This is a genomic window from Mycolicibacterium diernhoferi (genome assembly GCF_019456655.1).
Classification (GTDB): domain Bacteria; phylum Actinomycetota; class Actinomycetes; order Mycobacteriales; family Mycobacteriaceae; genus Mycobacterium; species Mycobacterium diernhoferi.
Genome location: NZ_CP080332.1, coordinates 5,583,452 through 5,595,864, shown reverse-complemented (window position 1 = coordinate 5,595,864; position 12,413 = coordinate 5,583,452). Strand labels below are relative to the sequence as shown.

Below are 12,413 nucleotides of genomic sequence, written 5' to 3'. Positions count from 1 at the left end.
TCAGGGCCGGCGGGTCAGCCAGAGGTCGTCGGTGGACTCGGCCGGCCCGCCGCCGGCGCCGGTGTGCAGGACCAGATCGAAGGCCTCCGCGCGGATCCTGCGGTCGGTGTAGAGCAGCACCACCACCCCGGCCGTGAACGGTGCGGTCATGATCTGACCGATCGCCGCACCGACGGCGGCCAACGCCATCCCGGCGAGCGCTGCCCCGGCCGAGTCACCCATCAGGATCAGCACCTGCGAGCCGATGCTGAACGGCATCCCCACCGCCGTGGAGATCAGCGCCGCAACCAACATCGCCAGCACCCGGATGCCGAACACCCGCCAGAAATCCCTGCGGACCAGGGCGAAGGAGCGTTCGATCGCGGCCACCACCGGTAACCGCTCCAGCACGATCAGGGTGGGTGCGAAGCTGAGCTTGGTGAACAGGAAGACCAGCGCCACGATCGCGGCGAACACCAACGGCACCCCGACCGCGAACGCGGCCCAGCCGTTGAGCACGAAGGCGACCATCGTGATGACCCCGGCGACCGCGGCCACCACCAGTGCCGCGCCGAGGGTCTCCAGCGCGGCATAGGCCAGCAGCGCGAGCAGTCGCCCGCGGACCCGTTGCCAGGCCTCGCCGATGGTGATGGCGGAACCGAACACGGCGCGGCCCACGATGACGGTGAGCAGGCCACTGAGCACGATCGAGGACAACCAGACGGCGACCGCCCCGGCCATCGCCCCGGTGAGGGAGCCCATCAGGACGGTGACGTCGGGATCGGGGCCGGTCAGATCGGGCGGGGCCAGGGCCCCGCCGGTGGCCAGCGGGCCGAACTGCAGCGCCACGGCGAGCAATTGCGCGACGACCACCACGATGGTCGACACCCCGAGCGTGGTCTTCGGGTTGGCCCGGATGTAGGCGAACGCGCCGTTGAAGATCTCCGACAGGTTGAGCGGGCGCAACGGGATGATGCCGGGTGCTGCGTACGGGTAGTAGTACCCGCCGGCGTCAGCACTCATGGCTCCATCCTGTCACTGGCGTAGCGTCACAGCCATGTCGGAATTGAAGGACAGGTTGCGTGCCGATCTGACGGCGGCGATGAAGGCGCAGGACAAGCTGCGCACCGCGACACTGCGCATGTTGTTGGCGTCGGTCCAGGCCGAAGAGGTTTCGGGGAAACAGGCCCGCGAGCTGTCCGATGAGGACGTCCTCAAGGTGCTGGCCCGCGAGGCGAAGAAACGCGGCGAGGCGGCTGAGATCTACACCCAGAACGGCCGCGGCGAACTCGCGGCCAACGAGCACGCCGAGGCGCGGGTCATCGACGAGTATCTGCCCACCCCGCTGACCGACGCCGAACTGGCGGACGTGGTCGACACCGCCCTGGCTCAGGTCGCCGAGGAACTCGGCGAGCGTCCCGGTGTCCGGCAGATGGGGCAGGTGATGAAGGCGGCCACCGCCATCGCGGCCGGCAAGGCCGACGGTGCCCGGCTGTCCGCGGCGGTGAAGGCCCGCCTGTAGGTCGCCGCTAGAAGGTCACAGCCGCCAGAGCGCCTGCTGGCTGGTGCTGGCGATCAGCGAGCCCGTCCGGTCGTAGAGCCCGCCCACGACCAGCCCGCGGGAGTGACTGTTGCCCAGCGAGTCGACCTCGTAGCGGTGCCATTGATCGGGCGCGAACGGCCGGTGGAACCACACCGAGTGATCCAAGCTGGCGGCGAACCCGACCTCGTCGTTGGCCGGGGTGCCCGGCGGCCGGGCCGCTGGGACCGGGCCGATGTCGGAGATGTAGGTGAGCGTGCAGGCCCGGATGAGCGGGTCGTCCTCGATGACGTCCCGGGTGCGCACCCAATACGGCGGGACCGCCCACGGCGACTCGTCGGCGGGGTCGGCCCGCAGTTCGAAGCGTTCGGCTGATTCCAGGGCCGGGTCCTTGGGGATGGCGGCGTCGAAGGCCAGGGACGGGGGCCGCGGTGGGTGCCAGTCCGGGCCTTCTTCGGCCACCTGGAACGAGGTGATCATCTCCAGGATGACCTTGCCCTGCTGGCGTGCGGTGACCCGGCGGGTGTCGAAGGACCGGCCGTCGCGGGTGCGTTCGACCTCCAACTCGACGTCCACCCCGTACCGGCCGCCGCGCACGAAATAGGCGTGCAGGGACTGCGGCAACTTGTCCGGGCCGACCGTGGCGCCCGCCGCACCGAGTGCCTGCGCGGCGATCAGCCCGCCGAACAGCCGGGAGCCCGGGGCGCTCCACTGCGGCGCGATGAACACGTCACCGTCCCGGTCGAAATCGAGCAGGCCGGCGATCCAGCTCTTGGTGGTCATCCCCGGACCGTACCAACCGCTTGGTTGGGCCTGTCCGGGAGGCCGCGGCATGGTCTTTCTCCGAACAGCGTCAGCGGTATCGCCTGCGGTACCGCTCGGTCGAATCGTCGCGGACGGCGGTGGCGAAGTCTCCGCGCTCACCTCGCACGTAGCCCGCCACCCCCAGCGCGGTGGCGAGGCCGCCGGCCACCCAGCCCGTCCATGCGATGCCGTCCCCGCTGAACGCCGCCACCCAGGGCGACAAGAACAATGCGAATCCCACGATGGCGAGCGTCAGGAAATTGTGGGTGGGCTCGGAGGCCAGTAGCGACCAGACGGCGACCACGGCGATCATCGCGCCCAGGCCGATGGTGACCGCCCTCGGGGCGGCCGTGGCGGGCAGCCCGATGCTCAGAAGCACGGCGGCGAGGCCGACGATCAACGCCAGCCGCCCGATCCAGTAGCTCCACGGGTGCCGCAGCCGTTGGCTGTCTCCCACATCGGAGATGCCGTACTCGGTCGTCGTCCGGTCATGCATCCAGGCGAAGCCGCCGAGGATCACTGCCAGGCCACCCGCCAACCAGCACGTCCAGGACGACCACCGGTCATAGCTGAAGCCGTTGCCGATGAACGGAACGGTGAACATCGCCAGGCCGACGACCGCCAGACCCCAGTGATCGGGGGCCCGATCGTGGGCGAGGACGGACAGTGCTCCGAAGAAGACGATGAAGGCGCCGAAACCGAAGGCGAGTCCCTGCCCGACCTGAGTCGTAGTGAACGCGAAGGCTGACACCACAGCGCACCCACCGACCGCTACTGCAGTCCAGCCGATCCAATCACTGGACGTCATAAGCCAATACGTTGCACCGCGGCCAGCAGGGCGAATAGGGTCTACCGGCCCTATCGGCCGCGGAAACGGTCCCCAACCGCGCCCCACTCTGCACGTTCATGGCCGACCCGATGGAAACAGCCGGTACGCAAGAGGCCCCGACCGGATTTCCCGGTCAGGGCCTCTTACCTGCGATCACACGAGTCGGGGTGGCGGGATTTGAACCCACGACCTCTTCGTCCCGAACGAAGCACGCTACCAAGCTGCGCCACACCCCGAGTGAAGCCACGACAGCGTATCGCACTGGGTGGCCGGAAATCCAAACGGCTCCCGACCGGGAAGATTGTCGGACCCCGATGGTGTTGTAGAGGGCACAGGTGCCGCTCGGGGGAGCGGTCCGCGACTGCGAGAAGAGACCGCCATGACCGTGTTGGGAGCGTCGATCTACATCGGTTTCTTCGTGCTGGCGGCGCTGTGGCTGTATCTGAGCGGCCGGCGCGAGGATCAGGCCCAGAGTCCCGAGGATTCGAACCTGCGCAGCGTCTCGGCGGGTTCGGAGGGATCGAGCCCCTGGCTGGTCAGCCACGCGGCGTCGAAATAGGTGTCGGTGTAACGATCGCCACTGTCGGCCAGCAGGGTGACCACCGATCCGCTGCGCCGCTGGGCGATCATCTCGGCCAGCAGCTTGAACGCACCCCATACGTTGGTGCCCGTCGACGGGCCGACCCGGCGGCCGAGGACCCGGCTGACGTGCTGGGCCGCGGCCACCGATCCGGCGTCGGGCACCGCGATCATCCGGTCCACCACACCGGGCTGGAACGACGGCTCCACCCGCGGTCGGCCGATCCCCTCGATGCGTGAGGACGCGCCCGTCTCGAAATGGGGGTCACCGAGCGCGTAGGACGGGTAGAACGCCGAATTCTCCGGGTCCACCACACACAACCGGGTCGGGTACCGGCGGTAGCGCAGATAGCGGCCGATGGTGGCGCTGGTGCCGCCGGTGCCCGCTCCCACCACGACCCAGTCCGGCACCGGGTGGGCCTCCTCGCACATCTGCTCGAAGATCGATTCGGCGATGTTGTTGTTCCCGCGCCAGTCGGTGGCCCGTTCGGCGTTGGTGAACTGATCCAGGTAATGCCCGCCGGTCTCCGCCGCCAGCCGCTCGGCCTCCTCGTACACCTCGCCGGACGAAGAGACGAAATGGCAACGGCCACCCTGTGATTCGATCAGCGCGATTTTGGCTGCACTGGTCGAGCGGGGCATCACGGCGATGAATGGCAGCCCCAGCAGCGCGGCGAAGTACGCCTCGGATACCGCGGTGGATCCCGAGGACGCCTCGATGACCGTGGTGCCCTCACCGATCCAGCCGTTGCACAGGCCGTAGAGGAACAGCGAACGCGCCAACCGGTGCTTCAGGCTGCCGGTGACGTGGGTGGTCTCGTCCTTGAGATACAGCGCCACATCGTGGCGGGCGGCCCACGCCGACGGCAGCGGGTAGCGCAGCAGATGGGTGTCGGCGCTGCGCCGGGCATCGGCCTCGATCAACCGGACGGCGTTGTCCACCCAGTCCCGAGGCCCGCCACAGGCGATGTCGCCTCCGGCGCTCACCGTGCCGATACGGTCGGATGTGCCTGTCCGACGTGGGTACCCACCGCCGGGCCCCCGGTGGGGCTGGCCACCAGGGTGAGCAGGGTGGCCTCCGGACGGCAGCAGAACCGCACCGGCGCGTACGGCGAGGTGCCGATGCCCGCCGACACGTGCAGCTTCATGTTCGCACCCCACTGCGACGGGCCCTTGGCCCGCGAGCGGTCCAGCTCGCAGTTGGTCGCGATGGCGCCGTAGAACGGCAGGCACAGCTGGCCGCCGTGGGTATGGCCGGCCATCACCAGCTGATAGCCGTCGGCGGCGAAGCGGTCCAGGACCCACGGTTCGGGGGAGTGCGTGACACCCAGGGTCAGGTTCGCGGTCGGACTGGCCGGGCCGGCGATCGTCTCGTAGCGGTCCCGCTTGAGGTGCGGGTCGTCCACCCCGGCGGCGGCGATCCGCAGCCCGGCCACATCGAACTCGCGGCGGATGTGCGTCATGTCCAGCCAACCGCGCTCGGTGAACGCCGCACGCAGATCCTGCCAGGGCAGCGGGTCGCCGTGGATCCGGCGCTTCTTGTTGAACAGATAGTTCGCCGGGTTCTTCGGCCGCGGCGCGAAGTAGTCATTGCTGCCGAAGACGAACACACCGGGTACCGACAGCAGGTCGCCGAGCGCCTGCACCACGGCGGGCACCGCCTTCTGATGCGACAGGTTGTCCCCGGTGTTGACCACGAAATCGGGCTGCAACGACGCCAGCTCCCGCAACCACGCCTGCTTGCGTCGCTGACGCGGCAGCATGTGCAGGTCCGACAGGTGCAACACCCGCAGCGGGGTGGAGCCCGGTGTCAGTACCGGCATCGTCACTTCCCGAAGCGCAAACGCATTGCGCTCGATGAGCGACGCGTAGCCGATCCCCGCGGCAAGGGTGCCAGCGGCGATCGCAGCGGTGTTCCTCACGTGCGACATGTCAGCAGTTTACTGCCCGATCACGGCACCGGTGGGGGCGGCGGTGGAGGCGGTGGCGGCCCGAGGACGGGCACCGTGATCGGCGGCAGGCCGGGGATCTGGATGACCGTCTCCCCGACCGGGGCCGGCAGCCCCGGGATCGGCAGACCCACCGGTGGCGGCGGGGGCGCGGGAGCGATGCCGTTACTGGTCAGGATGGTGATGATCGACCCGGGGATGGTCTGCCCGGACGGCGAGGTGCCCACCACCGAACCGGCCGGGGACGTGCTGTTGACCGAGGACGGCTGGTCGGCCACCTGGAATCCGGCCTCCTTGAGCCGTTGGCGCGCCAGGTCCAGATTCATACCGCCCACACTGGGCACCCGGGAGCCCGGGCCGCCCTCCACGTAGCGCGGATCGGTCGGCGGCAGCACCACGTTCTCCGGGGTGATCGGCTTCATCGCGGTGAACCAGGTGCGGGCCGGCTCGTTGCCGCCGAACAGGTTTCCGGATCCACACTGGCGCAACGGGAAAGAGCACAGCTCACTCGGCGTGGTGGAGTCGTCGTAGATGTAGTTGGACGCGGCGAACGCGTTGGTGAATCCGAGGAACGCCGAAGACCGGTTCGATTCGGTGGTGCCCGTCTTGCCGGACATCGGCAGATTCCAGCCCACCGAGCCGGCCGCCCCGGCCGCGGTCCCGGCGCCGGTGTCGTCCTTGCCCAACGCGTTGGCCAGCGTGTTGGCCAGCCCTTCGGGCACCACCTGTTCGCAGGTCTCGGTGGTCACCGCGACCTCGGTGCCGTGCCGGTCGTACACCTTGTCGATCGGGTTGGGCGGGCACCAGGTCCCGCCGGAGGCGAGGGTCGCGGCGACATTGGACAGCTCCAGGCCGTTGACCTCGATGGGGCCCAGGGTGAACGACCCGATGTTCTGGCGCTTCACGAAGTCGGCCAGGCTCTCGGTGCTGTTCGGGTCGTAGTCACGGGCGGTGCCGGGCAGCGCGTAGGACCGCAGGCCGAGCCGGACCGCCATGTCGACGGCCTTGGGCACCCCGACCTGGGAGATCAGTTTGGCGAAGGCGGTGTTGGGGGAGGTGGCCAGCGCATCGGTGACGTTCATCGAAGCCCGGTAGCTGCCGGCGTTGCGCACGCACCAGGTGGCCGCCGGGCAGCCCGGCGAACTGCTGCTGCCCAGGCCCTTGGCCTGGAACGCCGGCGGCACGGGCAGCTGGGTGTCGATACCCATGCCCATCTCCATGGCCGCGGCGACGGTGAAGATCTTGAACACCGATCCCGCGCCGTTCCCGGCCAGCGAGAAGGGCTGCGGCTGCATGGTCTCGCCGGCGTCGGTGTTCAGGCCGTAGGTGCGGTTACTGGCCATGGCGACCACCGGATGGGCGTCCTTACCGGGCCGGATCACACTCATCACGCTGGCGACGCCGGTGACGTCGCTGGGTGCGTACTGGTTGATGGCCGACTTCACGTTGGCCTGCACATCGGGATCCAGGGTGGTGCGGATCAGGTACCCGCCCTTGGCGATCTGGTCCTTGCTGATCCCGGCCCGGGCCAGGTACTCCAGCGCATAGTCACAGAAGAAGGCGCGGTCCCCGGCCGCGATGCAGCCGCGCGGCAGCTCGTTGGGCTGGGGCAGCACGCCCAGCGGTTCCTGCTTGGCCGCCCGCAGTGCCTCGGCCTCCTGCGGCACGTTCTCGATCATGGTGTCCAGCACCAGGTTCCGCCGGGCCAGCGCCCCTTCGGGATTGGTGTAGGGGTTCAGCACGCTGGTCGACTGGACCATGCCGGCCAGCAATGCGGCCTGCTGCCAGTTCAATTCGGAGGCGTTGACGCCGAAATAGGTCTGGGCGGCATCCTGGACGCCGAACGCGCCGTTGCCGAAGGACACCAGGTTCAGGTAGCGGGTCAGGATCTCCGGCTTGGTCAGCGTCTTGTCCAACGTCAGCGCCATCCGGATCTCGCGCAGCTTGCGGGCCGGGGTGGTCTCGATGGCCGCGCGCTTCTCGGCGTCGGTCTGGGCGACCACCAGCAGCTGGTAGTTCTTCACGTACTGCTGCTCGATGGTGGACCCGCCGCGGGTGTCGGTCTTGCCGGACAGGTAACCGGACAGGCCGGTCAGGGTGCCCTGCACGTCCACCCCGTTGTGCTCGGCGAACCGCTTGTCCTCGATGGAGACGATCGCCAGCTTCATGGTGTTGGCGATCTGATCGATGGGTACCTCGAACCGGCGCTGGCTGTAGAGCCAGGCGATCGGGTTGCCGCGCACATCGGTCATCGTCGAGACCGCGGGGATGTCCCCCTCGACGAGTTGGGCCGATCCGTTGGCCACCACATCGGAGGCCCGGTTCGACATCAGGCCGATCCCGCCGACGACGGGGAACATCAGCGCGGCGGCGATGACCGCGGCCAACAGGCAGCACCACATCAGTTTGATGACCGTCACCGCGACCGGCGGGGGCGTCGAGGGCTGCTCAGGCATGAGTTACAGAGTAGCCAGCGGGTCCAATCGGGGGCCTGCGAGCGGTGCGAATGCCGGATTTGGGGGGCCGACGGCACGGCCGTCCCAAAAAATCGTGATCTGACTGTTGCGTAAAAGGCCAGTGACCACCTAGCTTGGACAGACAATGCGATTCAGGTAACACTCTTGACGCAATGTGGCGCAGATAACATCTGCATGGTATGTAGTCCGGACGAAGGGATTGCTGGTGTCAGTTACAACATCCGCCACGCACAAGATCGGTGTAGGCGCCCAACACCACTCTGTCGTTCCGGGCGCCGAGGCGGAAGCCCGGATCGCGTGGGTTTCGCAGGCTCGCTGCCGCCAGGCCGACCCCGATGAACTGTTCGTGCGCGGTGCCGCCCAACGCAAGGCGGCCGTAATCTGCCGGCACTGCCCCGTCATCGCCGAATGCGGTGCCGACGCGCTGGACAACCGGGTGGAATTCGGTGTCTGGGGCGGGATGACCGAACGTCAGCGCCGCGCCCTGCTCAAGCAGCACCCCGAGGTGGTGTCCTGGGCGGAGTTCTTCGCCGCCCAGCGCAAGCACCGCAGCGCCGTCTAGATCCGCCTAGGCGGCACCCGCCCCGGTGAGCTGATCTCCGATCGCGCGCAGCGCTTCCAGGTCCGACACGTCGAACGGGAGCGACGGCACGCCGACGATCGCCACGTGCGGGTTGGCGCCGGTGAACCGGGACAGCAGTCGAATCTCGCGTTTGGCCGTCGCCGCCCGAGCCGCGTGGATCCGCAGCACCGCCGAGGTCAACCCGCCCGGCCCCTTGGCGGCGTCCAGGGCGTCGGCGGCCTCCTCGGCCATCTCGCCGGCCAGGTGGCTCAGCGTCGGATGCGTGCGGTTGAGGATCAGGCCGGCCAGCGGCATCCTCTCGCTCGACAACCGGTCGACGAAGAACGAAGCCTCCCGCAGCGCATCGGGTTCGGCGGCCGATACCACCACGAACTGGGTGCCCTTGCGCTTGAGCAGTTCGTACGTGCGATCCGCCTTCTCCCGGAAACCGCCGAACGTCGCATCCAGAGACTGAACGAAACCCGCTGCGTCAGAGAGCATCTGGGAGCCCAGTACGGTGGACATGGCCTTCATGGCCAGTCCGACGGCGCCGGTCACGATGCGGCCGATGCCCCGCCCGGGTGCGAGCAGCATGCGCCACAACCGGCTGTCCATGAAGCTGCCCAGCCGCTTCGGGGCGTCCAGGAAGTCCAGGGCGTTGCGTGACGGCGGGGTGTCCACCACCACCAGATCCCACTTGTCCTCGGCCAACAACTGGCCGAGCTTCTCCATGGCCATGTACTCCTGCGTGCCGGCCAGCGAGGTCGCCACGGTTTGGTAAAACTGGTTCTCCAGAATCGATTCGGCGACCCCGGGCCCGGAGTACTGCAGCACCATCTCGTCGAAGGTGCGGCGCATGTCGAGCATCATGGCGTGCAACTCACCGGTGACCTCGGGGGCCAACGGGACCCGCTGCGGGTTGTTGCCCAGGCTCTCGATGCCCAGCGCTTGGGCCAGCCGCTTGGCCGGGTCGATGGTCAGGACCACGACGGTGCGGCCGATCTCGGCGGCGCGCAACGCCATCGCCGCAGCGGTGGTCGTCTTGCCGACACCGCCGGCCCCGCAACACACGATCACCCGGTTGGAGGTGTCGGACAGGATGGCGCCCAGGTCCAGGGCGGCAGGAGTGGTGCTCATGACGGGTTACCTCACTCCTTGGGCGGCAAGTGCTTCGGCGAGTTCGTACAGGCTGCCGAGGTCGACGCCGTCGGCGATGGCGGGCAGCTCCAGGCGGGCCACTTCGAGATCCTCGAGCAGTTCCGCACTTTCGGTGCGCGCCGCGATCCGGGTGGCGTGCTGGATGGACTCGGTGAGCAGCCCGGCGAAATCGCTGTCGGACAACGTGATCCCGACCGACTCCAGGTCGGCCCGGACGGCGTCGGCGTCGATGTCACCCTCGGCGGCCTTGGCCAGGTCCGCCGACGGTAGATAGGTCGGGATGTTGCGGTTGACGATGACACTGCCGATGGGCAGGCCGAGGTCGCGCAGTTCGTTGATCGCCTCGATGGTCTCCTGCACCGGCAGCGCCTCCAGCAGGGTGACCAGGTGGATGGCGGTCAGATCCGAGTGCAGGATCTTGACGACGCCGTCGGCCTGCGAGTGCACCGGGCCGCCCTTGGCCAGCTCGGACACCGCCTTGGTGACATCGAGGAAGCGGGAGATCCGCCCCGTCGGCGGGGCATCGACGACGATCGCGTCGTAGGCGATCTGGCCGTCCTTGCCCGCCTTGGACTGCTTGTCCGAGCGCACCACGATCTCCTTGATCTTGCCGGTGAGCAGGACATCCCGCAGACCCGGCGCGATCGTGGTGGCGAACTCGACCGCGCCGATGCGGCGCATGGCGCGCCCGGCGATGCCGAGGTTGTAGAACATGTCGAGGTATTCCAGGAACGCCGCCTCGGTGTCGATGGCCAGCGCGTTGACCTGGCCCCCGCCGTCGGCGGTCGCGATCTTGACCTCTTTGTAGGGCAGCGGCGGGACGTCGAAGAGCTGGGCGATGCCCTGGCGGCCCTCGACCTCGACCAGCAGCACCTTGCGTCCGCCGGCAGCCAGCGTCAGCGCCAGGGCGGCCGCGACCGTCGACTTTCCGGTGCCACCCTTACCGGTGACGAAATGCAGCCGTGCCTTGGTCAGGCGGGATGGCCAGCCGACCGGCTTGCGGTCGTTGGATTCGTGTTCCACGCCTGCATGCTAACCATGCGGGCGCCGTCGGCGGATAAGCTCGCCCCCATGAGTGAAGTGAGCCGCTGGGAGTACGCCACCGTTCCGTTGCTGACGCATGCCACCAAGCAGATCCTGGATCAATGGGGTTCGGACGGCTGGGAGCTGGTTTCGGTGCTGCCGGGCCCCACCGGTGAGCAGCACGTCGCCTACCTGAAGAAGCCCAAGCAGTGACCCAGAACTGGTCCGCCCGGCTCGCCGAACTGGGCATCGAGCTGCCCGACGTGGTGGCGCCGCTGGCGGCCTACGTGCCGGCGGTGCGCACCGGCAACCTGGTCTACACCGCGGGACAGTTGCCGATCGCCGGCGGCGAGCTGCTGGCGACCGGCAAGGTCGGCGCCGAGGTGACCGCCGAGCAGGCCAAGGAACTGGCCCGCCAGTGCGCGCTCAACGCGCTGGCCGCCGTGCACGCCCTGGTCGGCGTTGACGCCGTGGTGAAGGTGGTCAAGGTCGTCGGCTTCGTGGCCTCGGCCCCCGGCTTCGACGGGCAACCCGGCGTCATCAACGGGGCCTCCGAACTGTTCGGCGAGGTGTTCGGCGAGCAGGGCGCGCACGCCCGGTCGGCGGTCGGGGTGTCCGAGCTGCCGCGCAACGCTCCGGTCGAGGTGGAAGCGATCGTCGAGATCGGGTGATCGGATGACCCATCCCGCGTACGGCGTGCTGAGACCCGTCGTGGAAACAGACACGGCGACGGTCTCGGTCCTGCTGTGCGACAACCCCGGGATGATGACGTTGGACGGCACCAACACCTGGGTGCTGCGCGGACCGGGTAGCGACGAGATGGTGATCGTCGACCCCGGCCCCGACGATGCCGAACACATCGACCGGATCGCCGCGTTGGGCCGGATTCCGCTGGTGCTGATCAGCCACAAACACGGCGACCACACCGATGGCATCGACAAGCTGGTGGAACGCACCGGCGCGGTGGTGCGCGCGGTGGGCAGCGGGTTCCTGCGCGGTATGGGCGGGCCGCTCTCCGACGGCGAGGTGATCGACGCGGCGGGACTGCGCATCACCGTGATGGCGACCCCGGGACACACCGCAGACTCGCTGTCGTTCGTGCTCGATGACGCGGTGCTGACCGCCGATACCGTGCTGGGCCGCGGTACCACCGTCATCGACGACGAGGACGGCAGCCTGGTGGCCTACCTGGACTCGCTGCGCCGGCTACAGGGACTGGGCCGGCGCACGGTGCTGCCCGGGCACGGGCCGGATCTGGAGGATCTCTCGGAGGTCGCGGCGAAGTATCTGGCGCACCGCGAGGCACGACTGAATCAGGTGCGCGCGGCCCTTCGGGTCCTCGGTGAGGACGCGACCGCGCGACAGGTCGTCGAACACGTCTACACCGATGTGGACAAGAAGCTGTGGCCTGCGGCGGAGAAGTCCACCCAGGCCCAGCTCGACTACCTCAGACAGTAGGTGGCGCGGCACCCTGCCGGATGCTCGCTCGCTACCTCGCTCGGAGCTGGATGCT

General features: G+C 68.6%; 13 protein-coding genes and 1 tRNA gene. 5 read left to right on the top strand and 9 right to left on the bottom strand.

The window, feature by feature from the left end:
* The gene (locus tag K0O62_RS26640; protein ID WP_073859295.1) at positions 1 to 1,002 is read right to left on the bottom strand and encodes a DUF7847 domain-containing protein; all 1,002 of its coding nucleotides are present in this window, start codon (positions 1,000 to 1,002) and stop codon (positions 1 to 3) included.
* Positions 1,003 to 1,036: 34 nt separating this feature from the next.
* Between K0O62_RS26640 and K0O62_RS26635 the strand changes: the two genes are divergently transcribed.
* Positions 1,037 to 1,501, top strand: a complete 465-nt coding sequence (locus K0O62_RS26635) for a GatB/YqeY domain-containing protein (RefSeq protein ID WP_073859296.1) — start codon at positions 1,037 to 1,039, stop codon at positions 1,499 to 1,501.
* A gap of 15 nt (positions 1,502 to 1,516) precedes the next feature.
* On the opposite strand, the gene K0O62_RS26630 is transcribed toward K0O62_RS26635, so the two are convergent.
* From K0O62_RS26630 to ponA2, 6 genes are all read right to left on the bottom strand, one after another.
* A complete protein-coding gene (locus K0O62_RS26630) occupies positions 1,517 to 2,302 on the bottom strand; it encodes an acyl-CoA thioesterase (protein WP_073859297.1) in 786 nt (261 codons plus the stop codon).
* Positions 2,303 to 2,372: 70 nt separating this feature from the next.
* Positions 2,373 to 3,131, bottom strand: a complete 759-nt coding sequence (locus K0O62_RS26625; protein WP_276036158.1) for an SPW repeat domain-containing protein — start codon at positions 3,129 to 3,131, stop codon at positions 2,373 to 2,375.
* 183 nt (positions 3,132 to 3,314) lie between these two features.
* Positions 3,315 to 3,388: transfer RNA gene (locus tag K0O62_RS26620), tRNA-Pro, on the bottom strand.
* 226 nt (positions 3,389 to 3,614) lie between these two features.
* Positions 3,615 to 4,718, bottom strand: coding sequence for an L-cysteine desulfhydrase Cds1 (gene cds1 / locus K0O62_RS26615; RefSeq protein WP_073859299.1), 1,104 nt, complete (start codon positions 4,716 to 4,718; stop codon positions 3,615 to 3,617).
* Positions 4,715 to 5,662, bottom strand: coding sequence for a metallophosphoesterase (locus K0O62_RS26610; RefSeq protein WP_073859300.1), 948 nt, complete (start codon positions 5,660 to 5,662; stop codon positions 4,715 to 4,717). Before K0O62_RS26610 ends, cds1 begins: the two co-directional genes overlap by 4 nt.
* Before the next feature lie 20 nt (positions 5,663 to 5,682).
* The gene (gene ponA2 / locus K0O62_RS26605; RefSeq protein ID WP_073859301.1) at positions 5,683 to 8,136 is read right to left on the bottom strand and encodes a transglycosylase/D,D-transpeptidase PonA2; all 2,454 of its coding nucleotides are present in this window, start codon (positions 8,134 to 8,136) and stop codon (positions 5,683 to 5,685) included.
* Positions 8,137 to 8,362: 226 nt separating this feature from the next.
* Between ponA2 and K0O62_RS26600 the strand changes: the two genes are divergently transcribed.
* Positions 8,363 to 8,719: a WhiB family transcriptional regulator gene (locus K0O62_RS26600; RefSeq protein WP_073859320.1), complete on the top strand. Its 357-nt coding sequence runs from the start codon at positions 8,363 to 8,365 to the stop codon at positions 8,717 to 8,719.
* Between the two features lie 6 nt (positions 8,720 to 8,725).
* Here the strand turns inward: K0O62_RS26600 and bagB are convergent, their stop codons facing one another.
* A complete protein-coding gene (bagB, locus tag K0O62_RS26595) occupies positions 8,726 to 9,856 on the bottom strand; it encodes an ArsA family ATPase (RefSeq protein ID WP_073859302.1) in 1,131 nt (376 codons plus the stop codon).
* Positions 9,857 to 9,862: 6 nt separating this feature from the next.
* Entirely contained in the window at positions 9,863 to 10,900 is a 1,038-nt protein-coding gene (bagA, locus tag K0O62_RS26590; RefSeq protein WP_073859303.1) for an ATPase BagA, read from the bottom strand.
* Between the two features lie 48 nt (positions 10,901 to 10,948).
* Between bagA and sp36 the strand changes: the two genes are divergently transcribed.
* Genes sp36 through K0O62_RS26575 form a run of 3 tightly spaced genes read left to right on the top strand, consistent with a single transcriptional unit; the run spans position 10,949 to position 12,358 of the window.
* Positions 10,949 to 11,113 carry a Sp36 family protein gene (gene sp36 / locus K0O62_RS26585; RefSeq protein WP_097933991.1) on the top strand — a complete coding sequence of 55 codons (165 nt, stop codon included), beginning with the start codon at positions 10,949 to 10,951 and terminating at the stop codon, positions 11,111 to 11,113.
* Positions 11,110 to 11,571, top strand: coding sequence for a RidA family protein (locus K0O62_RS26580; RefSeq protein ID WP_073859304.1), 462 nt, complete (start codon positions 11,110 to 11,112; stop codon positions 11,569 to 11,571). The genes sp36 and K0O62_RS26580 overlap by 4 nt, the downstream gene beginning before the upstream one ends.
* A 4-nt stretch (positions 11,572 to 11,575) precedes the next feature.
* Positions 11,576 to 12,358, top strand: coding sequence for an MBL fold metallo-hydrolase (locus tag K0O62_RS26575; protein WP_073859305.1), 783 nt, complete (start codon positions 11,576 to 11,578; stop codon positions 12,356 to 12,358).
* The last annotated feature ends 55 nt before the right edge of the window (positions 12,359 to 12,413 follow it).